Source organism: Centipeda sp. (in: firmicutes), assembly GCF_057271695.1.
The window spans coordinates 24,243-46,127 of the sequence record NZ_DBHIVL010000008.1 but is presented as its reverse complement, the minus strand read 5'-3'; the positions used below and the strand labels follow the sequence as shown (position 1 = coordinate 46,127).

Annotated in this window: 23 protein-coding genes, 5 tRNA genes and 1 pseudogene; 2 read left to right on the top strand and 27 right to left on the bottom strand. The window is 57.6% G+C overall.

Annotated features, from left to right (window positions below; all coding sequences use genetic code 11):
• The 8 genes from ACO6BQ_RS02675 to hrcA form a co-directional block, all read right to left on the bottom strand.
• Positions 1-313, bottom strand: a 313-nt coding sequence (locus ACO6BQ_RS02675) for a hypothetical protein (RefSeq protein ID WP_489119385.1), incomplete at its 3' end; no start/stop codon positions are given.
• Between the two features lie 17 nt (positions 314-330).
• The gene (locus ACO6BQ_RS02670) at positions 331-3,942 is read right to left on the bottom strand and encodes an autotransporter outer membrane beta-barrel domain-containing protein (RefSeq protein ID WP_489119384.1); all 3,612 of its coding nucleotides are present in this window, start codon (positions 3,940-3,942) and stop codon (positions 331-333) included.
• Positions 3,943-4,135: 193 nt separating this feature from the next.
• Positions 4,136-4,522: a peptidase M48 gene (locus ACO6BQ_RS02665; RefSeq protein WP_489119383.1), complete on the bottom strand. Its 387-nt coding sequence runs from the start codon at positions 4,520-4,522 to the stop codon at positions 4,136-4,138.
• A 13-nt stretch (positions 4,523-4,535) separates the two neighbouring features.
• Entirely contained in the window at positions 4,536-6,086 is a 1,551-nt protein-coding gene (locus ACO6BQ_RS02660; RefSeq protein WP_489119382.1) for a hypothetical protein, read from the bottom strand.
• A 129-nt stretch (positions 6,087-6,215) separates the two neighbouring features.
• Complete coding sequence (gene dnaJ, locus ACO6BQ_RS02655) at positions 6,216-7,364, bottom strand: molecular chaperone DnaJ (protein ID WP_489119381.1); 1,149 nt, start codon at positions 7,362-7,364, stop codon at positions 6,216-6,218.
• Positions 7,365-7,373: 9 nt separating this feature from the next.
• A complete protein-coding gene (dnaK, locus tag ACO6BQ_RS02650; RefSeq protein WP_489119380.1) occupies positions 7,374-9,233 on the bottom strand; it encodes a molecular chaperone DnaK in 1,860 nt (619 codons plus the stop codon).
• Between the two features lie 38 nt (positions 9,234-9,271).
• Positions 9,272-9,844 (bottom strand): nucleotide exchange factor GrpE, encoded by a 573-nt coding sequence (gene grpE, locus ACO6BQ_RS02645; RefSeq protein WP_489119379.1) that lies wholly within the window; start codon positions 9,842-9,844, stop codon positions 9,272-9,274.
• Positions 9,838-10,872, bottom strand: a complete 1,035-nt coding sequence (gene hrcA, locus ACO6BQ_RS02640; protein ID WP_489119378.1) for a heat-inducible transcriptional repressor HrcA — start codon at positions 10,870-10,872, stop codon at positions 9,838-9,840. The genes grpE and hrcA overlap by 7 nt, the downstream gene beginning before the upstream one ends.
• Positions 10,873-11,046: 174 nt before the next feature.
• Between hrcA and ACO6BQ_RS02635 the strand changes: the two are divergent.
• A pseudogene (locus tag ACO6BQ_RS02635) lies at positions 11,047-11,171 on the top strand (secretion protein HlyD).
• 88 nt (positions 11,172-11,259) lie between these two features.
• Here ACO6BQ_RS02635 and rplL read toward each other — a convergent pair.
• From rplL to map, 15 genes are all read right to left on the bottom strand, one after another.
• Complete coding sequence (gene rplL / locus ACO6BQ_RS02630) at positions 11,260-11,634, bottom strand: 50S ribosomal protein L7/L12 (RefSeq protein ID WP_489119377.1); 375 nt, start codon at positions 11,632-11,634, stop codon at positions 11,260-11,262.
• A gap of 52 nt (positions 11,635-11,686) precedes the next feature.
• Complete coding sequence (gene rplJ, locus ACO6BQ_RS02625; RefSeq protein WP_489119376.1) at positions 11,687-12,223, bottom strand: 50S ribosomal protein L10; 537 nt, start codon at positions 12,221-12,223, stop codon at positions 11,687-11,689.
• Between the two features lie 161 nt (positions 12,224-12,384).
• A complete protein-coding gene (gene rplA, locus ACO6BQ_RS02620) occupies positions 12,385-13,068 on the bottom strand; it encodes a 50S ribosomal protein L1 (RefSeq protein WP_021684286.1) in 684 nt (227 codons plus the stop codon).
• Between the two features lie 54 nt (positions 13,069-13,122).
• The gene (gene rplK / locus ACO6BQ_RS02615; protein ID WP_273107744.1) at positions 13,123-13,548 is read right to left on the bottom strand and encodes a 50S ribosomal protein L11; all 426 of its coding nucleotides are present in this window, start codon (positions 13,546-13,548) and stop codon (positions 13,123-13,125) included.
• A gap of 36 nt (positions 13,549-13,584) precedes the next feature.
• On the bottom strand, positions 13,585-14,136 hold the full coding sequence (gene nusG, locus ACO6BQ_RS02610) for a transcription termination/antitermination protein NusG (protein WP_489119375.1): 552 nt from the start codon (positions 14,134-14,136) through the stop codon (positions 13,585-13,587).
• 14 nt (positions 14,137-14,150) lie between these two features.
• Positions 14,151-14,336 carry a preprotein translocase subunit SecE gene (gene secE / locus ACO6BQ_RS02605; protein WP_489119374.1) on the bottom strand — a complete coding sequence of 62 codons (186 nt, stop codon included), beginning with the start codon at positions 14,334-14,336 and terminating at the stop codon, positions 14,151-14,153.
• A gap of 12 nt (positions 14,337-14,348) precedes the next feature.
• On the bottom strand, positions 14,349-14,498 hold the full coding sequence (gene rpmG / locus ACO6BQ_RS02600) for a 50S ribosomal protein L33 (protein ID WP_006693408.1): 150 nt from the start codon (positions 14,496-14,498) through the stop codon (positions 14,349-14,351).
• 148 nt (positions 14,499-14,646) lie between these two features.
• Positions 14,647-14,723: transfer RNA gene (locus tag ACO6BQ_RS02595), tRNA-Met, on the bottom strand.
• Between the two features lie 2 nt (positions 14,724-14,725).
• Positions 14,726-14,811 (bottom strand) — tRNA-Tyr (locus ACO6BQ_RS02590).
• 16 nt (positions 14,812-14,827) lie between these two features.
• Positions 14,828-14,903: transfer RNA gene (locus tag ACO6BQ_RS02585), tRNA-Met, on the bottom strand.
• Positions 14,904-14,911: 8 nt separating this feature from the next.
• Positions 14,912-14,997 (bottom strand) — tRNA-Tyr (locus ACO6BQ_RS02580).
• A gap of 16 nt (positions 14,998-15,013) precedes the next feature.
• Positions 15,014-15,089 (bottom strand) — tRNA-Met (locus ACO6BQ_RS02575).
• 121 nt (positions 15,090-15,210) lie between these two features.
• Complete coding sequence (pfp, locus tag ACO6BQ_RS02570) at positions 15,211-16,473, bottom strand: diphosphate--fructose-6-phosphate 1-phosphotransferase (RefSeq protein ID WP_489119373.1); 1,263 nt, start codon at positions 16,471-16,473, stop codon at positions 15,211-15,213.
• Between the two features lie 172 nt (positions 16,474-16,645).
• Positions 16,646-17,914 (bottom strand): DEAD/DEAH box helicase, encoded by a 1,269-nt coding sequence (locus ACO6BQ_RS02565; protein WP_489119372.1) that lies wholly within the window; start codon positions 17,912-17,914, stop codon positions 16,646-16,648.
• A complete protein-coding gene (gene map / locus ACO6BQ_RS02560; RefSeq protein ID WP_489119371.1) occupies positions 17,911-18,783 on the bottom strand; it encodes a type I methionyl aminopeptidase in 873 nt (290 codons plus the stop codon). Before map ends, ACO6BQ_RS02565 begins: the two co-directional genes overlap by 4 nt.
• A 321-nt stretch (positions 18,784-19,104) precedes the next feature.
• On the opposite strand from map, the gene ACO6BQ_RS02555 reads away from it, so the two are divergent.
• Positions 19,105-19,950, top strand: a complete 846-nt coding sequence (locus ACO6BQ_RS02555) for a polysaccharide deacetylase family protein (RefSeq protein WP_489119370.1) — start codon at positions 19,105-19,107, stop codon at positions 19,948-19,950.
• 224 nt (positions 19,951-20,174) lie between these two features.
• On the opposite strand, the gene ACO6BQ_RS02550 is transcribed toward ACO6BQ_RS02555, so the two are convergent.
• Genes ACO6BQ_RS02550 through ACO6BQ_RS02535 form a run of 4 tightly spaced genes read right to left on the bottom strand, consistent with a single transcriptional unit; the run spans position 20,175 to position 21,871 of the window.
• On the bottom strand, positions 20,175-20,789 hold the full coding sequence (locus ACO6BQ_RS02550; protein WP_489119369.1) for a glycoprotease: 615 nt from the start codon (positions 20,787-20,789) through the stop codon (positions 20,175-20,177).
• Positions 20,782-21,426, bottom strand: coding sequence for an N-acetylmuramoyl-L-alanine amidase (locus ACO6BQ_RS02545; RefSeq protein ID WP_489119368.1), 645 nt, complete (start codon positions 21,424-21,426; stop codon positions 20,782-20,784). The genes ACO6BQ_RS02550 and ACO6BQ_RS02545 overlap by 8 nt, the downstream gene beginning before the upstream one ends.
• Positions 21,426-21,602 carry a hypothetical protein gene (locus ACO6BQ_RS02540; protein ID WP_489119367.1) on the bottom strand — a complete coding sequence of 59 codons (177 nt, stop codon included), beginning with the start codon at positions 21,600-21,602 and terminating at the stop codon, positions 21,426-21,428. The genes ACO6BQ_RS02545 and ACO6BQ_RS02540 overlap by 1 nt, the downstream gene beginning before the upstream one ends.
• Positions 21,599-21,871, bottom strand: coding sequence for a hypothetical protein (locus tag ACO6BQ_RS02535; protein ID WP_489119366.1), 273 nt, complete (start codon positions 21,869-21,871; stop codon positions 21,599-21,601). The genes ACO6BQ_RS02540 and ACO6BQ_RS02535 overlap by 4 nt, the downstream gene beginning before the upstream one ends.
• Positions 21,872-21,885: the final 14 nt, after the last annotated feature.

Genomic DNA, 21,885 nt, shown 5'->3' with positions numbered 1-21,885 from the left:
CATTCGATGTGGGGGTCTTGGTGATGGTGACGACATTCTTCTCGGCAGTGCCGGCGGATTCTGCACCCATGACCTTCGCGTCGCTGATATCCCCGCCCTCGATCGCGACGGTGTTTTTCGTCGCCGTTGCTGCGCTCTGTGCGCCGACGAGTTTGCCGGTGACGCTGCCGCCGCTGATGAGCACATCGTTCTCTTCGGCTGCACCCGTCGCGCTCTGTGCTCCGACCAGGGTGGTGACGCTGCCGCCCGCAGCGATGGCATGGTTCTTGTATGCCTTGCCGTGCTTCGTCTTGGCACCGTAGGCATTCGTCACCGTTGCGCCGTCGATCGTTAGGGTGTTCTCCTCTGCCGTGCCGTTTGCGGTCTGTGTGTCGCCGCCGATGGCATTGGTGACGTTGCGCCCGCTTTGAGGGTGAGGTTGTTGTGCAGGGTTTTGCCGTCCGTTTGGTAGACGGTCTTGCCGCCGAATACGTCCGTATGTGTGCCGCCGTTCACCTCGACGTTGGCCTTCTGCCACTTGTACGCCGAGAGGTCAAGGCTGCCGCCGGTGGTTGCCGCCAGGTTGTTGTCGGTGACAAGGCTGTATTCGACATCGTCCGAACGCTCGCTGCCCGTTGCAGGGGTGTAGCCGTTCAGTGTGAGGGTTTTGCCCGCTGCCATCCGGAAGAGGTGTACGTTCTTTTCCATGACGTTGCCGAGCCATGCGGAGACCGTGGTGTTCGTCGGCTTCTCGATGGTGCTGTAGGTGAGTGTAGTATCCTGATTCAGGGTGAGGACGGTATCCCCGTCGCCAACGCTCGGTCCAAGGTTGAACTTGATCGTGCCGAAGTTCCTGAGGCTGCCGACGTGAGCACCCTTGCTCTTGATGGCAAGGACGTTGCCCGTGGCTGCCTTGTTGCCGCCGACGAGATCACCCGTGACGGTGACGGCGGCGTTGTTCGTGCCGTCGCCGATGGCGATGGTGTTGCCCGTGGTCGTACCGTTATGGTTGGCAAAGCCGCCGTAGACGCTTCCCCCAACGCTGCCGCTGAGGAGGTTGACGGTGTTGCCCGTGGCTGCGCCGCTTGCGGAGGCGTGGGTCAGTGCGCCGCCCTTGAGATCGTGCGTCACGCTTGCACCCTTGAGATCAATGATATTCTTGGTGGCGTTTCCTGCCTCGGTGCGGACATCTGCGCCGTAGCCGTACTTGACCGTGCCGCCTTCGAGAATGAGTTTGTTCTCTGCCGCATCGCCCGTCTTCTTGTAGCCGTCTATGCCGTCGCCCGCTGCAAGGTTCTGTGCAATGCCGCCGTAGGCCGCCGCAGTGATACTGCCGCCTGTCACAGTGAGCACGTTCTTTTCGACGTTGTTGCCAATTTTGCTGCGTCCGCCCCATGCCTCGGGGTCAGAGCCCGCGCTGTAGGTCGGATGGTTGTTCGCAAAGCGGTAGCCTGTGACATTGACGTGTTTATCCTGTGCTGTTTTGTTGTCTGTATTCAAAACATACTCATAGTCGCCCTCTGTCTTTGCATTCCGCGCGCGTACCGCATCGTAGTTCGTAAAGGTGACGTTGTTCGTGCTGTGCAGGAGGGTGAGGATACGATCCGTCGTGGGGCTTGCCGTGATGGTGTCAAGGTTCTTGAGCGTCATCTTCGACCAGTCAATCGTGGTGCCCCCGCCGTTCGTGAGCGTCAGGAGGGTGTCGCCCACGCTGACGTTGTGCGCCACGTCGAAGTTGACGTTTTCGAAGTTCTTGACATCCACAGCACGCGCATTTCGGCTGTTGACGTTCAGCGTGTTGCCCGTGACGACATCCGCCGCACTGCCGGGCGAAGCGCCGCCGTAAATGGTGACATGCGCGAGTGTGGGCGCAGAAAACTCATGACTCCCCACACCGAGGTTGACGGTATTGCCCGTCGCTTTGCCCGTGCCGTTCGTATAGCCGCCATAGATTTCAGCACCTATGCCGAACGTGCCTTTTTCGATGTTGATGATGTTGTCTGCTGCGTTGCCCGCCGAGACAGCAGAGAGTGCCGTGTTCGACGCGATATAGCCGCCGTAGAGTCTGCCGCCCACATTCAGCGTACCGCCCTTGATGTTAATGATGTTGTGTGTCGCATCGGCGTGCTTCGCCTCATCGACAAGATCCGGATGGTCCTTGTCCCACGGGTTGACCAGCAGGTGAACGCCGGTCGTATAGCCGGCATAGCCATTGGTCACCGATGCGCCCTCGTACAGGTTCAGCGTATTCGCATCCGCTCCGCCGTTTTTTGCATCGGTATAGCCCGCACGGGCATCTGCATGGCTGCCGCCCGTAAGGTTCAGCTCGTTGTGATTCGTCGTATTGCCATAGATGGACAGCCCTGCGTACGTGCCGCGTGCCGTCGTACCGGGGGCTGTGACGTTCCTCTCTTTTCCTGCGTTTTGGAAGCGATCGCCATCCAGCATGAATTTCTCGACAGTGACCGTGCCGACCGCATCGGTATCCCCTGTCCTGCCGAACTCATAGTCGTCCGCATTCCCGACAAAACGCGGGCGGTAGTTGTTCAGATTAGCCCGTCCCTGGAAAAGAGTGACCGCCAGATGATCGGTCTCCTTCGTTTTGTGCAGTGCCGTCCATCCGTCGAGACCTTTGACCGTGATCTTGTTCCAGTCAAAGTCTAGATCCCTCCTTATATGGAGCATCGTCCTCCCAGGTGTGACATCTTCCTGATCCAAGACGAATTTCATCTTCTCAAAGTTATGAATATCATAGACTTCGTTTTCCATGCTTCTGACCTGCAGCAGGTTCCCGGTGGTCTGGTCTTTTGTGGGATCATCTCCCCATCCGCCGTACAGCGTCAGATTGTCTGTCGCGTTTCCTGTCACGCCTGCCAACGTTACGATGTTGCCCGTTGCGTTGTTCTTCGCCGAGAATCCGCCGAGGACGTTCAGCCATCCCCGTACCCGCACATTCTTGAGCACCACCTCGTTTTCTGTGGAGTCGCCCACATCCGACAGCGTTCTGCCGCCGAACAGAGTCAGTCCGCCAATTTCACGCCCCTCAACGGTCAGGACGTTGCGCGTCGTCGTATGCCCCAGTGTCGAGAGCCCCGCAAAGACGGTATTCCCGTAAACCGTCTGTTCGTAGTCGGTATCCGCATCCGGGGGGAGCGGCGCGGACTCCGGCTCATAGATAACCCTTGCGTCCCGATACGGATGCCGCTCAAAATAAATCTTCCAGACACGGTCGGGGTAAAAAAAGTCCCTCTGATCACGAATGCCATATTCATAGCCGTCGGATGTTGTGCCGTTGATGGACGAGGTGCCGTAGTTCACCACGCGAAAGGTTGTGGAGGCGACGGCAAGCGTGACATACTGTGATTTTTTGCTCTTTTCTCCCCATGTCTTCGCACCGACCACCTCGATCTTCGTCCAGTCAAAGCCACCGGGTATGGCGAAGTTCTTCATCATAGCATCCCGGGACACAATGCCGTCGTCCAGAAAAAACCTTATCTTTTCAAAGTTGTTAATGCTGCTGACTTCGTTTTTCGTCCCCTTGACCTGCAGCACATTCCCGGTGATCCGGTCTTTTGTGGGGTCTTCGCCGCCGCCGCCGTACAGATCCAACCATGCTCCGCCATAGTTTCCCACCCCGCCTAAAAGCGTGACCGTATTGCCGGTCGCGTCGTTTTTTTTCGCCCAGCCGCCGTAAATCGTCGGCCAACGTGGTGGAAGCCTCTTCGGATTCTTTAGAATGACCTCGTTGCCGGTCGCCTTCCCAATACCGGAGGTATACCCGCCGTACACCGATACAAAGCCAATCGGTACATCCGTGAGGGTCACTGTGTTCCCATATACATTGCCGGTATCTGTCGATGAGTCGATCACACCGCCCGCGATGAACGACGGAAGCGTGTCGCCGGGGCCATACGCCACGTGCTGATGGGAGACATCAGCAGCATGTGCATCATGAAAGAACATCTGCCCCCCCCCGCACAGAGAAAATGCAGCCAATAGGGACAGCCGTCGCCGCAACCATATTCCATTCATCACAATCACACACCTTTGGATTTGATTATCGCAAAATGATGGTTAGCTCTTTTGTCCCAACCATACTACTTTTCCATACGGTATGTCAATCTTTTTTTCGTAATCGACCGTGTTTCCCCTATACTCACCGCCCATACAGCCGACGCACGAACCATGACAGGATACGTCCGCGCCCGAGGAGGCTGACAACTGCGCCGAGAACGAACACGCCCACGACGACCATAACGATGGCGGGCAATGCGACAAAGATGAAGAGCGCGAGCAGTGTCCCGACGACCGCCGCCCAGAGAAGGCTCGTGAGGAGCGATCTCTGCTGTCCTCCGCCGATGCGGATATAGCGTACGGAGGAACCGCGCGGCGCACTCCCATATGCACCGTCGCCGTGCGCACCGCCATACTGCGCCTGCCCCTCGTCCGCACGCGGTTCTGCGCCGCTCTCATCCACCGTTACGCCGCGATAGGCGGCACTCTCCTCACGGCTCATCGGCCGCACACGCGAGTTCTGATCCATGAGAGCCTCCTCCCTAAAAGTTTGCTTTCCCGTGGACAACGCTGTAGAGCATTGTCACAAAGCCCTCCTCCCCGAGATAGCGGGGGTCATAGGGCACACAGCACAGTGCTTCGCGCATACGCTTCTGCGCGGCACGCACTGTTTTCTGATCCGAGCCGACCACATGATAGAGCTCCGTGATCGGCGAGAGGTCGATGTTGTTGATCTCGGCAAAGAGAAAGATCGTCGCGGTCAGTGCCTCCGCCGTACGCGCGCGCTTGAGATCGGTCTGCGCGTAGTCGAGAAAGAGCTCGCACATGAGCAGCTGTGCGTAACGGCTGAAGCCGATCTTCTCCGCAATGATATGAAGCACCCCCAGCTCCTCCGCACAGGTGCGCGGAGCGATCGTCCGCTCGATGGGATCGGGCAGCGCATGGCGCGGCAGCACGTTGAGCTGTGCCAGTGTCGAGAGCACATGGATCGTGTGGCGTACGAGTGCCGCCTCGCGCGCGAGAAAATCATCCATCGTCCCCTCGGGCGACTGCATCTGAAAGAGCTCATACGCCCGATGCAGGGTGTCGCTGATCCGCTTTTGCAGACGCTTGCTCGCGGGAATCGCCGTGATGTAGTTGAGCATCATCATGCCCTCATCACAGATGTGTCCAAAGAGGATGCTCTTCGTGAGCGTCCCCGGGATATCCGGATGCGGCAGAACGACCTCCTCATCGCGCAGGATATCGCGGCAGACAACGTGATCGTCGTATTCCTCCGTCACAGCGAGCACGGCAAACCGCGCCGCAAGCAGGTCGCGGATGATCTCGCGGTCATCGTAGCTGAGATTGTCCCACTCCATCTCGCTGTAGCGGGAGATCGGCGTTTCATCCGTGCGGATCAGATGATAGTCAAAGAAAAAGTAGTCCCAGAACCGCAGCCAAAAGGTCTCCTTCTCCTCCTCCGACGCGTGTTCGTACTCCTCCATATCGTAGAGGTCGCCCGTGTAGATCATCGCAGCGCGTCCGATATCGAGCTGATACTCAGGGCGACGGTAGTATTCACCGATGCGGTGGAGGAGCTCATTGAGCCGAATGTTCAACTCCTCCATCTCGATGCGTTCGTCCTCCTCGATGTCCTCGATCGTCAGTCCGTCGATCTCCTCCCACGCGACGCGCTCGGGCAGACGAAACCGCCCCGTGATGTAGAACATCTCGAGATCCGCGTCGAGCTCGCCAAGGTCGATGTCGTAGTCGCCCGTCTCGTCGAGATAGGTCAAAAAGGAGCGCATGCGCTCGAAATAATCCTCCGCATGACGTTTCAGAGGACGGCGATCAATATGCGCATCGGCATAGCGGAAAAAGAGTGCAAGGTAGTCAATGCGGATAAAGAGCCGCGCAAGCGAGTCGTCCCGCCGCTGAATGACCGTGAGGAAATCCTCAATGCAATGCCAGTCTGCACAGAGCTCCTCATTGCTCCGCCCGCGCCATGCTGCCGCACGCAGATAGCGTTCGATCAGTGTGCGTGCGACAAAGATATTTGCACGCCCGTTCTGCGAATAAAAACGCTTGACTAACGTATAGACATTTTCCATGAGCCCTCCCGCCGTCATGCGTCCCAACACAAAAAACCAATTCTGTTTATCCTAACAAATGTCTGAACCAATGTCAATGCACAAAAAGACGGCTGTGGCAAGGTTGTGTAGCCGCAGCCGCCTGCTGTGTCATGCAAAGAGATCCTTGAACTTCTCCGTGAAGCTCTTCTGCTCCGGATTCACCGCATCGCCGCTGAGTGCGGCGAACTCCTTGAGAAGCTCCTTCTGCTTCGAGGAGAGCTTTTGCGGCGTCGTGACCTTGACGCGAACGTGCTCGTCGCCGCGCCCCGCACCGCGCAGGTTCGGAATGCCCTTGCCCTTCACGCGCAGCACCGTACCCGTCTGGATGCCCGCAGGTACCTTGAGATCAACTGCACCGTCGAGTGTCGGCACCTGCACCGTATCGCCGAGCGATGCCTGTACGAACGTAATCGGAATCTCGATGAGAACATCGTTTCCGCGCCGCTGAAAGAGCTCGTGCGGACGGATGAAGATGTAGACGTAGAGGTCGCCGCTCGCGCCGCCGCGCACACCTGCCTCGCCGCCGCCCGAGACGCGGACGCGCTGTCCGTCGTCCACACCGCGCGGAATGTTGACCTTGATCGTCTTCGTGATGCGCTTGCGCCCCGTGCCGTGGCAGTCGCCGCACGGATTCTTGATGATCTTGCCCGTGCCGTGGCACTGGCTGCAGGTGCGCGAGGTCATCATGCTGCCGAACATCGTCCGCTGCATGACCTGCTCCTGCCCGCTGCCGTGACAGGTCGCGCAGGTCTCCGCACTTGAGCCCTTCGCCGCGCCCGAGCCGTCGCAGGTAGGACAGTTCTCCTCACGCGGGATGGAGAGCTCGACCTCCTTGCCAAATGCCGCCTCCTCAAACGAAATCTCAAGGTCATAGCGCAGATCTGCGCCACGCTCAGGCCCCTGCCGGCGTGCGCGGCGTCCACCGCCGCCCATGCCGAACATATCGAAGATATCATTCATGTCGAAGCCGCCGAATCCGCCGGCACCGCCGAAGGGATTCCCTCCGGCAGAGCCGCCGCGCCGCGGGTCGAAGGCATCGTGACCAAACTGGTCGTACGCCGCCTTCTTCTGCGGATCCTTCAGCACATCGTACGCTTCGTTGACCTCCTTGAATTTCTCCTCGGCAGTCTTGGGGTCGTCACGGTTGAGGTCGGGGTGATACTTGCGCGCGAGTTTCTTGTATGCCTTTTTAAGCTCATCGTCCGAGGCGCCCTTTTGGACGCCCAGGACTTCGTAGTAATCGCGTTTCTCGCTCACGATACCACCTTACTTCTTATCGTCCTTGACTTCGGTAAACTCTGCGTCAACCACGTTGTCGTCCTGCGGTGCGCTCTGTGCGCCCGCATTCGCATCTGCGCCCGGTGCTGCCCCTGCCGCCCCCGCCGCCTGCTGTGCCTGCTGATATGCCGCAGCGGAAAGCTCGTAGAGCGGCTGGCGTGCCTCCTCGGTCGCCGCCTTGATCGCCTCGATGTCCGAGCCCTTGAGCGCTTCCTTCAGCTTGTCGATGGCAGTCTGCGTCTTCTGGACGAGTGCCTGATCCCCGTTCTCGCCAAGATCCTTGATCGCCTTCTCCGCCTGATAGACGAGGGAATCGCCCGCATTGCGTGCATCGACGGCTTCCTTCTGCGCCTTGTCCTCGGCGGCATGGGACTCCGCCTCCTTGACCATGCGCTCGATGTCCTCTTTGCTCATGCCGCTGTCGGACTGGATCGTGATCTTCTGCTCCTTGCCCGTGCCGAGATCCTTCGCCGACACGTTGACGATGCCGTTCGCGTCGATGTCGAACTTGACCTCGATCTGCGGCACGCCGCGCGGTGCGGGCGGGATGTCCGTGAGCTGGAAGCGTCCAAGCGTCTTGTTGCCCGCCGCCATCTCGCGCTCGCCCTGCAGGACGTGGATCTCAACGCCCGGCTGATTGTCCGCCGCCGTGGAGAACACCTGACTCTTCGATGTCGGGATGGTGGTGTTGCGGTCGATGATCTTTGTGCAGACACCGCCGAGCGTCTCAATGCCGAGGGAGAGCGGCGTGACATCGAGGAGCAGCACGTCCTTGACCTCGCCGACGAGAACGCCGCCCTGAATCGCCGCGCCGATGGAGACGCACTCATCGGGATTGACGCCCTTCGAGGGCTCCTTGCCGAGGATCTTGCGGATGGCTTCCTGCACCGCAGGGATGCGGGACGAACCGCCGACAAGGATGATCTTGTCGATTTCATTCCCCGAAAGTCCTGCATCCTCCATCGCCTTGCGCGTCGGGATCATCGTGCGCTCCACGAGATCCGCCGTCAGCTCGTCGAACTTCGCACGCGAGAGCGTGAGGTCGAGATGCTTCGGTCCCGTTGCGTCTGCCGTGATGAACGGCAGGTTGATATTCGTCTGGCTCATGCTCGAAAGCTCGATCTTCGCCTTCTCCGCCGCCTCGATGAGACGCTGTGCGCTCATCTTGTCCTGTGAGAGGTCGATGCCGTTCTCCTTCTTGAACTGCGCGACCATCCAATCCATAACCTTCTTGTCGAAGTCGTCGCCGCCGAGCACCGTGTCGCCGTTCGTCGCCTTGACCTCGAACACTCCTTCGCTGAGTTCGAGAATGGACACGTCGAACGTGCCGCCGCCGAGGTCAAAGACGAGTACCGTCTCGTCCTGATCCTTGTCGAGACCATAGGCGAGCGCTGCCGCCGTCGGCTCGTTGATGATGCGCAGCACCTCAAGACCTGCGATCTTGCCCGCATCCTTCGTTGCCTGACGCTGGCTGTCGTTGAAGTACGCCGGGACGGTGATAACCGCCTGCGAAACGGTCTCGCCGAGGTATGCCTCCGCGTCGCTCTTGAGCTTCTGCAGGATCATCGCGGAGATCTCGGGCGGCGTGTAGTTCTTGCCGTCAATCGTCACATGATAGTTGCCCTCGCCCATGTGACGCTTGATGGACGAAATCGTGCGGTCGGGGTTCGAGACCGCCTGGTTCTTCGCGAGACGCCCGACAAGACGCTGCCCGTCCTTCGTAAAGCCCACGACGGACGGCGTGATGCGGCTGCCCTCGGGGTTCGTGATCACCGTCGGCTCGCCGCCCTCCATCACGGAGACAACGGAGTTCGTCGTTCCAAGATCGATACCAATTACTTTAGCCATTTTATATTCCTCCAAAAACCTTATAAGATGTTATCTTCTTAATTTCCGGCTACCTGCACCATCGCGGGGCGGATGACTCTGCCCTTTGCCTGATAGCCCTTCTGCAAGACCTGCGTGATCGTGCCGTCCTCCACATCGGGATTCTCGACACGCATGACCGCCTGATGGATGTTCGGATCAAAGGGCTGCCCCTCCGCCTCGATGTTCTCAAGGCCGTGCTTATCCAGTACCTCGCGCAGCTGCGTAAAGATCATCTCCACGCCCTTTTGAAACGCCTCCACATCCGTCTGCTCCACCGCCATTGCCCGCTCAAAATTGTCGAGCAGCGGCAGGAGATCCGTGAGTATGTTCTGCGTGATGACAGCGGAAAGCTCCTCCTTCTCCTTTCCCATGCGGCGGCGAAAATTCTCAAAATCCGCCTGCAAGCGCAGGATGCGGTCGCCCTTTTCCTTTAGCTCCGCTTCGAGTGCGGCAGCCCTGTCCTCCTCTGCGGGGACATCCTCCACGGTCACATCTGCGGGAGTGTCCTCCGTTTCTGTCACTTCCTCCACGGGCTGCTCCTCTGCAGTCATTTCTTCCTTTTCCTGCAAGCCGTTCACCTCTCCTACCATTTCAGCTGATCGATCATCTCTGTTAAATTCGTGTTCACATAGTCCAGGATACGCATTGCCTTCGCGTATTCCATGCGCGTCGGACCGAGCACGGCAATCGTCCCGAGCAGTCTGCCGTCGACATGATACGTCGCTGTGATGAAACTGCTGTCCCAGAACGTACTGTTCACGTGCTCACGTCCGATCGTAACCGCAAGCCCCTCGCCCGCATGGGTATGCAGGATGTCTTTGACGAGATCCTCACGCTCGAGCACGAGCAGCATCGCACGGACGCGGTCGAGATCCTGAAACTCAGGATTCCCGAGCAGCTGCGCCGTGCCGCCGAGGTAGAGACGATCCTCCGACCGCCCCTCAAGCGCACGGTGCATGACCTCCACTGCCGCGACGAAGATGGATTCGTCGCCGATGGCATCGCGCACACGGCGCATATCTGTCTTCGTCACATCGCTGAGTGCCTTACCCGAGAGCGTCGTATTGACCGCCCCCGCCATGCGCTGAAAGTCTGCAAATGTCGCACCGTCGGGAATCTCGACAATGCGGTTCTCCACAAAGCCCGCATCCGTCATGAGCACGGCGATTGCGTGGCGCATATCGAGCGGCAGGAACTGCAGCATACGGAACGTCGACTGCGCCGCCTGCGGCGCGAGCACGAGCGAAACATTGTGCGTCACATCCGCAATCAGCCGCGCCGTCTCTTGGAACACCTCGTCAAGCCGCCGCACGCGTCTCCGATACCAGTCGTGAATCTTCTTCTTCTCGGCGTCCGTCACGGGTGCAACGGGCTGCAGTCCGTCAACGTAGAAGCGATAGCCCTTTGATGAGGGAATCCGTCCGGCAGAGGTGTGCGGATGCTCCAGATAGCCGAGCATTTCGAGATCCGCCATCTCATTCCGAATGGTGGCAGGGCTGATGCCGAGATTGTATTTCTGCGCGAGTGTCCGCGATCCGACCGGCTCTGCCGATGCGATGTAGTCATCGACGACCGCCCACAGGATCTGACTCTTGCGTGCGTCCAGATCGTCCGACATTCACCCCTCTCCTCTCCTTTGAACCACTGTTAGCACTCTCTAAAACTGAGTGCTAGTCAAAAGCTATACTGAATATACACGGGAAAAAGCAAAAAGTCAAGAGAGAAATGACAAAAAGTCAAAAAGGGTTGTTAGGGAATCGCTGATAAAATGAAATCTGCCAGATTGGCGTAGATTTTTCGTCCGAACAAGGAGGCAAACCGGACGCATAGCAAGGGCTATGTGGAGGATCGAGGGCACAGTGCGGGCAAAAAAGATGCGTCAAGATGGCAGTGCTGAATTTATCAGTGCTTCCCTAATATACCTGCGCATTTTTTCATTCATAGCAAATAAAAAAACCGCCTCCCCCAATGGGAAAGCGGTCCCTCAAACTCAGTTTCGTCTGAATTACTTCAGCTCGACCGTTGCGCCGGCTTCTTCGAGCTTGCCCTTGAGCTCCTCAGCCTCAGCCTTGCCGATGTTCTCCTTGACCGGCTTCGGTGCGCCGTCAACGAGCTCCTTCGCTTCCTTCAGGCCGAGACCCGTCGCCTCACGGACAGCCTTGATGACGTTGATCTTCTTGTCGCCTGCAGATGCGAGAACGACCGTGAACTCCGTCTTCTCCTCCTCAGCACCGCCGGCAGGTGCAGCAGCACCAACCGCAGCAACAGCAACCGGTGCAGCTGCGCTGACACCGAACTTCTCCTCCATCGCCTTGACAAGCTCGGAGAGTTCGAGAACGGTCATGTTCTCAATGGCTTCCAGAATCTGATCCTTGTTCATGATATACCTCCAAAATAACGTAATTTCTCTCTGTATGTCCTATGCGGATATCTTATGCGGACGCCTTCTGCGCACGCACTGCATCAAGCACATAGACGGCATTGCGGATAACGCCCTGAAGCACGTTCACCGTGTTCGTGATCGGCGCATTCATGCTGCCCATGAGCTTTGCGATAAGCTCTTCGCGCGACGGCAGGGATGCCAGAGCCTTTACCTCGTCAGACGAGATAACCTTGCCCTCGACCGTACCGACCTTGACGGACAGAATGCCCTTATCGTCGAGCTTGTTCTTCTTGATGTAGTCACAGACGACCTTCGCCGGAGCGACCGCATCCTCTGCCGAGAATGCAAATGCGGTCGTACCCTCAAGGTGGGGGTCAAGCCCCTCAAGCCCGAGTGCGTCGGCTGCGCGGCGCACCATCGTGTTCTTCACAACGTGATAGGTAACACCTGCAGCACGCAGCTCGCGACGCAGCTCCGTATCCTGTGCAACGGTAAGCCCGCTGTATGTCGTAAAGACCGCACCCTTCGCCGAGGCGAGCTGTTCTTTCAGCTTCTCGACGATGACTTCTTTTTTGTGATCTGCCATGTAATCATTTCCCTCCCTTCATTTTTGGGATATAAAAATCTCCGGCTGCTCTACTGCCGGAGATGAATGTTCAAATTCACGTCCGACCTCGGCAGGCGACAAAAGTCGTTAGATGCTTGCGCAAACCTGCTGTCTACAGCCCGGGGAAATTCCGTGCGCTCTTAGCTGAGCGCAACGGGGACGGCAGGTCCCATCGTCGCCACAACGGTGATGGAGCGGATGTACTGCCCCTTTGCCGCTGCCGGCTTCACGCGGATGAGCGTGTCGATGACTGCCTGATAGTTCTCGCGGAGCTTGTCCGCGTCGAACGACGCCTTGCCGATGGGGACATGGATGTTGCCCGCCTTGTCCGTGCGGTACTCCACCTGTCCTGCCTTGATCTCGCCAATCGCCTTCTTGAGATCCATCGTGACCGTGCCGAGCTTCGGGTTCGGCATGAGTCCGCGCGGACCGAGCACCTTGCCGAGACGGCCGACCGTGCCCATCATGTCGGGCGTTGCGACGGCGACATCGAAGTCGAGCCAGCCGCCCTGGATCTTCTGCACGATCTCATCCGAGCCGACGAAGTCCGCACCGGCAGCCTCTGCCTCTGCGACCTTTTCGCCCTTGGCGAAGACGAGAACGCGCTGGGTCTTGCCCGTGCCGTTCGGCAGGACAAGCGCACCGCGCACCTGCTGATCCGCATACTTCGGATCGACGCCGAGGCGCACGTGCAGTTCGATGGTCTCGTCGAATTTGGCGGTTGCCGTCTTCTTTACGAGTTCCATCGCCTCCTGCGAAGCATAGAGCTTGCCGCTCTCGATGAGCTTCGCAGCGTCTTGGTATTTCTTACCAAACTTTGCCATGAATAACTCCCTTCGTGGTCATAGCGGGCATACGCCCTTCCACTGTATCACAGATTAGTCTGTGATCACAATACCCATGCTGCGGGCAGTGCCCTCGATCATGGATGTCGCCGCCTCGATCGATGCGGCGTTCAGATCCGGCATCTTGCTCTCGGCGATCTCACGCGCCTTCGAGCGCGGGAGCTTCGCGACCTTCGTCTTGTTCGGCTCACCCGACGCCTTCTCAATGCCCGCCGCCTTCTTCAGCAGAACTGCTGCCGGAGGGGTCTTCGTGATAAAGGTAAAGGAACGATCCTCAAAAACCGTGATCTCAACCGGAATGATAAGCCCCGCCTGTTTTGCCGTGCGCTCATTGAAGTCCTTGACGAACGCCATGATATTCACGCCCGCCTGACCAAGCGCAGGTCCTACCGGAGGAGCCGGTGTCGCCTTGCCCGCAGGAACCTGCAGCTTTACGACACGCGCAACCTTCTTTGCCATCGACAAATCACCTCCTTTCGGTGTATGTTTTTAGAATCAAATCAGTTCGACCTGATCGATCTCTACATCAAGGGGCGTTCCATCCACGTCGACCTGCACGCGCAGTCCCGACGAGTCGATGGAGGTGATCTTGCCCGCGTAGTCCTCGAATGCGCCCGAGGCGATGCGGACGGTATCCCCGACGTTCACCTTCGTACGGCGTTTCGGCTCTGCGCCGACCGAGCCCGAGAGGATGCGCTCCGCCTCCTCTGCCGTCAACGGGATCGGATGCTTCTCCGAGCCAACAAAGCCCGTGACGCCCGTCGTGTTGCGAACGACGTACCACGAACGCTCATCGACAATCATATCGACCAGCACGTAGCCCGGAAACACCTTGCGTGGGACGACCTTTTCCTTGCCGTCCTTCATCTCAATCTCGTTCTCCACGGGAACGACGACGTTGAAAATCATCTCGCTCATGCTCGCTGAGTGCATGAGCCGCTCAAGGTTCGCCTTGACCTTGTTCTCATAGCCCGAATAGGTGTGGATGACATACCAAGCCCGGTGCGGGTTTGCCTGCCTGAGATAGAGTTCTTCCTTATCCGCCATGTCCCTCTCCCGGTCTAGTAATGCAGTATGATCTGGAAGATACGCGCAAAAATCGTGTCACAGATCCAGATCAGTGCGCAGACAACAACAATGGCGATGCCGACGACACCCGTATAGGTTGCCAGCTCGCGTCTCGTGGACCACGAGACTTTTTTCATCTCTGCGACAACTTCCCGCAGGAATTTGACTATTTTTCCCATGACAGAGGGCGCTTACTTCGTCTCTTTGTGCGGCGTGTGCTTGCGGCAGAACTTGCAGAACTTGCTGAACTCAAGACGATCCGGGTTGTTCTTCTTGTTCTTGTTCGTGCGGTAGTTGCGGCTATGGCACTCCGTGCACTCAAGCGTAATGTTGTTGCGCATGAATATCCACTCTCCTCATTCGTTCTTTGGTTTCATCAAAAATGACTTTTACCAATTTATCATACTTGGAAAATGCTGTCAACGCATTGTGAGGGCATTTTCACAAAAAAGCATAAAAGAACCCCCGAAGTGGGGGTGTGTTGCAAAATGGTGGCGGCACAGAGATTTGAACTCCGGACACTGCGGGTATGAACCGCATGCTCTAGCCAACTGAGCTATGCCGCCGGTGGTGGGCAGGGATGGATTCGAACCATCGTAATCCGAAGATGACAGATTTACAGTCTGTTGCCTTTAACCACTCGGCCACCTACCCATGAAAGCTATGTAATTGGTTGCGGGGACAGGACTTGAACCTGTGACCTTCGGGTTATGAGCCCGACGAGCTACCGACTGCTCCACCCCGCGATAAAAGGTGGTGGGCAGGGATGGATTCGAACCATCGTAATCCGAAGATGACAGATTTACAGTCTGTTGCCTTTAACCACTCGGCCACCTACCCATGAAAGCTATGTAATTGGTTGCGGGGACAGGACTTGAACCTGTGACCTTCGGGTTATGAGCCCGACGAGCTACCGACTGCTCCACCCCGCGATATGTGTCCGCGCATTTGCGCTAACAATACGGTATTATACGGCAAAGGCTGCGGCACGTCAATACCCAAAATGTAAAATGGAGCAGAAAATTTCTGCTCCATCATTTTCGTTGTGTTGTATTACTCCGCAGCGTCGCCGTCGAAGAGATACGAGTACCGCTCCTTGAACTCATCATGCGTCATGCGGTAGGCGTTTGCAAGACCCGGATCGTCAAGGTCGCCCTTTTCGAGGCGCATCATGAAGCCGCGCGCAATCTGATAGTGCACGGAGTTGATGTTGACCTTGCGCACCTTCGTCTTGCCCGTCTCGGGATCGCGGATCTCATCGAAGCGCATGGGCACCGCCTGATTATCCTGGATCGTGATGATTGCACCCGAGTCGCCGCTCATGAGGAACTTCACCGCTGAGTAGCCGAGCGAACGGCAGTAGTCGATGTCGTACGCAATCGGTGCCGTGCAGCGCAGCTCGTAGCCGATCTCCTTGTCGATGACGGAGATCGTGATGCCGAGTTTCTTCGTCTCGGCGAGCACTGCCTGCTTGAGGATCTCACCGAAGTCAAGCTCGCTGTAGCGGATGTGTCCGTGCTCGTCCGTGACGACGTTGCCGAGCTTGGCGAAGTCCTCCTCGGCAATCTTCTCGATCACACCCTCGGCAATAACGGCGACACCGTAGTTGCGCCCTGTGAGGTAGCGTTTCACAATCGAGCCGGTGATGATGTCGACAACCTGCTGAAGGGGAATCTTGTCCTGTGCAAACTCCTCAGGGATAACGGTGATCGCCGCGCCCGCGCTGCGCCCCATGCCGAGGGCGAGATGCCCCGCCGTGCGCCCCATGGCGATGGTGAAGTACCAGCGGTTGTTCGTCGTGCTCGCGTCCTCCATGAGGTTCTCGATCTCCATCGTACCGAACGCGCGCGCGGTCTCAAAGCCGAATGTCGGAACTCCCTCGGGCAGCGGCAGGTCGTTGTCGATGGTCTTCGGGACGTGGACGACGTTGATCGTACGCCCCATTTTGCGGGCAAACTCGGAGACTGCCATTGAGCTGAATGCCGTGTCATCGCCGCCGATGGTGACGACGTGGGTCACGCCAAGCTCGGTGAGGGTCTCGACGACGGTACGCAGATCAGATTCCTTTTTCGTCGGGTTGAAGCGCGACATCTTGAGGATGCAGCCGCCTGTCAGATGGATGCGGCTGATGTTCGCGGGCTCAAGACGCACATAGTTCTTCTCGCCGCGCGCGAGCCGCGAGAAGCCGTCATAGATGCCGAGCACGTCCCAGCCGTGGCGCGTCGACTCGCTGACAACAGCAGAGATGACGCTGTTGATGCCGGGCGCGGGGCCGCCCCCACAGATAATCGCAATGACATTCTTGATCCCAATCATGAATATGCCTCCTCTTTGGAATTGTCTGTACACTATAAGGGATTCGACGAAATACGTTGTTTTCCTGCCACGGGAAAACTTTTGATGTCGCAGCTCGAAAGGGGGATGAGTGGCAGCCGTGTAATGCTGCTAAGCGAAACTCTGTGTTCGCGTGGAGCATGCACGGTGAGGGTCATCGTTTCCGACTGCGCCGCCCAATATTTGTCACGGTCTTGCCCGATTTTTTGCTGCGCGGTTTTGGCTTTGCGCTTTTCGGCGCAGACCGTTTCTGTCCCCCTTTTCGCACGGCTGCCTGTCCGCCCGCCTCGTCAAGACGCGCAGGGCGCGGCTTCTTCTTGACCGCCGTGCGGCGCAAACGCTCCTTGAGTGCCGCCTCCATCTTGCGCAGCTTCTCGTGCTGATGCGCCGCAACAAGTGTGATTGCCTTCCCCTGTGCCCCCGCGCGCCCCGTGCGCCCAATGCGATGGATGTAGTCCGTCACGGTCGGCGGCAGATCGTAGTTGTAGACGTGGGTCACGCCCTCGATGTCGAGCCCGCGCGCAGCGATGTCGGTCGCACAGAGGATTTGCAGCTTTGCCGCGCGGAACTGCCGCAGGACAAACGCACGCTGCGTTTGCGTGAGATCGCCGCTGAGTGCGTCGACAAGATAGCCGTGCTGTGCAAGTGCCATCATCAGAGCGCGTGTGCGTTCCTTCGTCGCGCAGAAGACCATTGCGAGATAGGGTGCTTCCTCGTTGATGGAGGCACAGAGGCGGTCGAGCTTTGTGCCCTCGCTCACGGAGAGGACGATCTGCTCGATATTTTCGAGCGTTGTCCGCTCGCCCTCAATATGAATACGTGCGGGATTCGTCATAAAGCTCTTCGTGAGGCGCACGATCCGTTCCGGCATGGTCGCGGAGAAGAGCGCGAGCTGGTAGTCCTGCGCCGTGTGTCCGAGCAGGGTCTCCACGTCCTCGATGAAGCCCATCTTGAGCATTTCGTCCGCCTCGTCGAGGACGATCTTGTTCACGCTGCCGAGCACAAGCGTTCCGCGCCGCACATGGTCGAGCAGTCGTCCGGGCGTGCCGATGATGAGCTGCGGCCGGCGGCGCAGCTTCTCCTTCTGCCGCTCGATGTCCGCGCCGCCGTAGATGACGATTGTGCCGATGCCGAGTGCCGCACCGAGCGGCTCGGCGACCCGTGCAATCTGAATCGCCAACTCACGCGTGGGTGCGATGACAAGAGCCTGTGCAACCTCGCCCTGTGGTTTGATTTTCTCAAGCAGGGGCAGGAGGAAGGCGAGTGTCTTTCCCGTGCCCGTCTGCGCCTGTGCGATGACATCGCGTCCCGCACGCATGGGCGGAATCGCCTGCTCCTGAACGGGCGTCGGTGTCGTGATGCCCTGCTTTTTGAGGAGCGCAACAAGCTGCTCGGAGATGCCGAGCTGGTCGAAATGTGTCATGATGAAAGTACCTCTGCGCCGGTCTCCGTGATGAGGATGGTCTTTTCCCACTGCGCCGAGAGGGTGCGATCCTTCGTCCGCACGGTCCAGCCGTCATTGGCATCCACCGTCACGTCGTAGTCGCCCGCATTGATCATCGGCTCGACCGTGAACACCATGCCGGGCACCATGAGCATGCCCGTGCCGGGCTCGCCCACATGCGGAACAAACGGCTCCATGTGAAAGTCCTTGCCGACGCCGTGTCCGCCAAGTGCCGTGACGACGGAGTAGCCGTTTGCGTGCGCCCAGTCACCGCACGCCGCGCTCACGTCACCGAGGAAGTGCCACGGACGCGCCGCCGCAATGCCGCGCTCCATGCACTCCTTCGTCACCCGCACCAGACGCTCCGCTGCTGCGGGAACTTTGCCGACGAGGTACATACGCGAGGCATCTGCATAATAGCCGCCGAGAATGACCGTCGAGTCGACGTTGACGATGTCCCCCTCCTTCAGCACGTCCTTCTTTGACGGAATGCCATGACAGACCACATTGTTGATCGAGGTACAGATGCTCTTCGGGAATCCCTCGAAGCCGAGACAGGCGGGAATCCCGCCGCGCTCCACGATGTAGTCATGCGCCGCTCGGTCGAGCGTCTCCGTATCCACGCCCGGACGCACGAGCGTCTCCATGAGGTCGAGCACACCGTCGTTGATGACCGCCGCCTTGCGGATGCCCTCAATATCTGCCGCATTGTTGATGATCTTGCGCGGCGGACGCACCTGCCCCTTGATCACATCGTAGCGGATGGACGCAATGCGCTCATCGAAGTCCGCATGACATTTCTTGTATTTTTTTCCGCTGCCGCACCAGCACAGTTCGTTTCGATTCATTCTTTTGCCCCTTCATCTATTGATGCTACCTCTGCATTATAGACCGAAAACACATTTTTATCAACGCATGGGAATCGCTGATAAAATGAAGTCTGTCAAATTGGTACAGATTTTTTGTCCTGTCAAGGAGACAAACCGGACGCATAGCAAAGGCTATGTGGAGGATTTGTCGACACAGAGAGGGCGGAAAAGATGTGCCAAGATGGCAGTGCTGAATTTATCAGTGCTTCCCATGATTCAATCCCCCGCACTTGACATGACGGAAGCAATAAGCTACACTTGTCATGTTATTTGTTCTGTTCCATAAAGAAGGTAATCTGATTGAAATTCGCTCGTATGCGGTTGTTGTTCATACTGCTCCCCCTATTCGTACTCCTCCTTGTCTGCGGCGTTGTTCTGATGCAGACGGCAAAAGGCGTTCCCGTTTTGAACTATCATCAGGTCGAGGAGAAGCACGGCAACCCGCTCACACTCTGGCCCGATCAGTTCGAGGCGCAGATGGCGTATCTCGCCGACGAGGGCTATACGACGATCACGATCGACGAGATGATGGATGCTCTCGAAAATGGGACTCCGCTGCCCGAAAAGCCCGTTATCATCACATTCGACGACGGCTATGCGGACAACTACGAGTACGCCTACCCCATTTTGAAAAAATACGGATTCAAGGCGACCATCTTCCTCATCTATGATTTTACAAACACCTATCCGAACTATCTGACATGGGAACAAATCAACGAGATGAAAGAGTCCGGGCTCATCCACTTTGAGAGCCACACGATGACGCACGCGAATCTCGCGGAACTGACTTCGTACAACGATCTGCGCCACGAGATCGCGGACTCGCATGACCTCCTCTCGGAAAAGCTTGGCTACGATATGCACTACATCGCCTACCCCGGTGGGCGCGTCAACGAGGAGATCGAGGAGATCACGCGTGCGGCCGGCTATCGCGGCGGCTTCACCGTACACTACGGTCTCTCCACCCCTGCCGAGGGGCGTTACCAGATGGATCGCATCCCCATCTTTGGTGCAAATATGCACACACTCACGCGCTTCAAACTGCGCCTCGCCTTTGCCCCACTCATCGCGCCGCTTGAGGATCTGCGCCTTGACCTTCGCGCGTGCGGACTAGGCGGACTTGCCGACTGTCTGATCATCCCCTGATATTTTTGTGAAGAATACAGAAATATACAAGGAGGCGATATAGCAAGTTTTATGACGAACCCGTAAACCCAACAGCGACAAGGATTCACGGGAATAACACCGTGATTTTTACACAACGACGAAATAGCAATATAGAGGGCGAATCATGGCATTTTGTAGACAAATTGTAGACAAAAACAGAGGGGACGGCACACGATACGCTGTCCCCTCTGTTCGTTTATTTGTCACCACTCAGCGATATTATACATCACCGTCACACCTTTATAGCGTGACCCGTCAAAATGTGCAAGTGCCTCAAAACGCCCCTGCTCATAGCCGATGCTCATGAGCGGCTTGCCGTCGATGACGGACGCGCCCGCCTTGATGCGGTGATCTTTTCGGAGGTTAATTTTATACACATCAACTTTCTGCTTATCTTGCGGTAGTTCTTTCCCGTCCACGTCTTTCGTAATCGGCGTGACGATGGTGCGGTCACTCTTTTCCCGCGCCGCCCGTGGCAGTGTCGGTGCGTCCTCCCGTATTTGACGCTCAACGACCTGCGCGGCACGCTCGACGGTAGGTGCGTTGACATGGTACGTCACTGTAGGAGCACGCTGTCCTGCCTCTACCTCCGCAAGATGCTTTTGGAGGACGTTCGCATTCTCCCGTGATATATCCAGCTGCGCCCGTAGCTGCTCCGCATCCTGCGTCTGCTCTTGCGTCATGACGGCGGGTTTCTCGGCTGCCATCTGCTCCTTTTTTGAAAAAGCAATGCCCAGAATCAAGAGAAGCAGAATGAGGAGGATGGCGAGCAAGGCTGTCTTATGCGCTGTGACCGCCGTCCATGCCCGTTCAATCATGCGGGGTTCCTCCCTGCGCTTCCCATGCCTTGCGGTACCAGTTCGCTTTTCCACGCAGCACGTCGCCGCCGCGCATTCCGTCCTCTGCCCACGGGTGGTATTTTGGGCTCTCCATCGTACCGAGATATTCCAAATCCCAACGCTCGCAGCCGTTTTTGGGTCCATATGGGTCATGCGGGCAGATGCCATCCTCATTGTCCGCTGCTTCGCCGTGCGTGAGGACACGCTGCTTGTCAATCGTCAGCCAGAGCCCGTTACTGAGTGCGGCGATTGCCTTGGCCATGCCCTCGATCTGCAGGGGCGTTGGCGACTCCGCGCCAAGGTTATTGGTCGTTGCGCCCACACATCCGAGAATACAAATGCTCACGCTGCCGCTGTTACGTCGATATGTCGCCTCGAGTACGTCGTCGAGTTCGCCGTCCGCAATGACATAGATTTCGCCGTCCCTATCGATCTGGACGTGGTAATCACTCCAAAACTGCCCATAATGTCCCGCCGACCAGTGGAGATAGACTTTCGTCTCGCGTCCCTGCTTCTGCGCCGCCTCCGCGATTGCCTCACGGTAGTACATGGCGAGACTTTCGAGTTCTGCGGGCGATACGCGCCGCATCTGCGACGGATGAAGTACGCTGCTCATTATTTTGCTCCCTTCTTCGATATGACCGACCGCCCGAGAAATCCGATGAGCCCCGATGTGACGTTGCTCGACAGCTCGGGCGTTCCATAAAAAACGGACAGGACTGCCACGATGACAAGCCCTGTCCCGACCATCCAATCCACAGGCGGAAGCCGCTCTTGTTTCAATACTCTCATCTCCCCTCGCTCTTTTCCATGTCCAGATAATTTTCAATGTGGTTGATTCGGTGGTGCGCGGATTTTACGCTCTCCTCCGTCTTTACGATACGTTTGTCCATGTCTTGACGTTTCTCCTCGTAATATTTGAGGTCGTCGCGCATCTCCTGAATCAGGCGCTCCAGGCTAAGAATCGCTTTGTTGAGCGGATTCAAAACAATGTAGGTAAATGCAGAAGCGATGAAGCTTATAATTGTGACACAGGATACGGCGACGGCGAGGTATTCCATACATACCGCCTTCC

Excerpts from the sequence above, each read along its gene's own strand:
- ACO6BQ_RS02565 (WP_489119372.1), bottom strand. The coding sequence starts at position 17,914 with ATGACACATTTCGACCAGCTCGGCATCTCCGAGCAGCTTGTTGCGCTC.
- rplA (WP_021684286.1), bottom strand. The coding sequence starts at position 13,068 with ATGGCAAAGTTTGGTAAGAAATACCAAGACGCTGCGAAGCTCATCGAG.
- ACO6BQ_RS02540 (WP_489119367.1), bottom strand. The coding sequence starts at position 21,602 with ATGAGAGTATTGAAACAAGAGCGGCTTCCGCCTGTGGATTGGATGGTC.
- ACO6BQ_RS02670 (WP_489119384.1), bottom strand. The coding sequence starts at position 3,942 with ATGTTCTTTCATGATGCACATGCTGCTGATGTCTCCCATCAGCACGTG.
- dnaK (WP_489119380.1), bottom strand. The coding sequence starts at position 9,233 with ATGGCTAAAGTAATTGGTATCGATCTTGGAACGACGAACTCCGTTGTC.
- secE (WP_489119374.1), bottom strand. The coding sequence starts at position 14,336 with ATGGGAAAAATAGTCAAATTCCTGCGGGAAGTTGTCGCAGAGATGAAA.
- grpE (WP_489119379.1), bottom strand. The coding sequence starts at position 9,844 with ATGGTAGGAGAGGTGAACGGCTTGCAGGAAAAGGAAGAAATGACTGCA.
- ACO6BQ_RS02665 (WP_489119383.1), bottom strand. The coding sequence starts at position 4,522 with ATGGATCAGAACTCGCGTGTGCGGCCGATGAGCCGTGAGGAGAGTGCC.
- nusG (WP_489119375.1), bottom strand. The coding sequence starts at position 14,136 with ATGGCGGATAAGGAAGAACTCTATCTCAGGCAGGCAAACCCGCACCGG.
- rpmG (WP_006693408.1), bottom strand. The coding sequence starts at position 14,498 with ATGCGCAACAACATTACGCTTGAGTGCACGGAGTGCCATAGCCGCAAC.
- rplJ (WP_489119376.1), bottom strand. The coding sequence starts at position 12,223 with ATGGCAGATCACAAAAAAGAAGTCATCGTCGAGAAGCTGAAAGAACAG.
- ACO6BQ_RS02550 (WP_489119369.1), bottom strand. The coding sequence starts at position 20,789 with ATGATTGAACGGGCATGGACGGCGGTCACAGCGCATAAGACAGCCTTG.
- ACO6BQ_RS02660 (WP_489119382.1), bottom strand. The coding sequence starts at position 6,086 with ATGGAAAATGTCTATACGTTAGTCAAGCGTTTTTATTCGCAGAACGGG.
- ACO6BQ_RS02535 (WP_489119366.1), bottom strand. The coding sequence starts at position 21,871 with ATGGAATACCTCGCCGTCGCCGTATCCTGTGTCACAATTATAAGCTTC.
- pfp (WP_489119373.1), bottom strand. The coding sequence starts at position 16,473 with ATGATTGGGATCAAGAATGTCATTGCGATTATCTGTGGGGGCGGCCCC.
- rplL (WP_489119377.1), bottom strand. The coding sequence starts at position 11,634 with ATGAACAAGGATCAGATTCTGGAAGCCATTGAGAACATGACCGTTCTC.
- rplK (WP_273107744.1), bottom strand. The coding sequence starts at position 13,548 with ATGGCAAAGAAGGTTGCGCGTGTCGTAAAGCTGCAGGTTCCTGCGGGC.
- hrcA (WP_489119378.1), bottom strand. The coding sequence starts at position 10,872 with ATGTCGGACGATCTGGACGCACGCAAGAGTCAGATCCTGTGGGCGGTC.
- ACO6BQ_RS02545 (WP_489119368.1), bottom strand. The coding sequence starts at position 21,426 with ATGAGCAGCGTACTTCATCCGTCGCAGATGCGGCGCGTATCGCCCGCA.
- map (WP_489119371.1), bottom strand. The coding sequence starts at position 18,783 with ATGAATCGAAACGAACTGTGCTGGTGCGGCAGCGGAAAAAAATACAAG.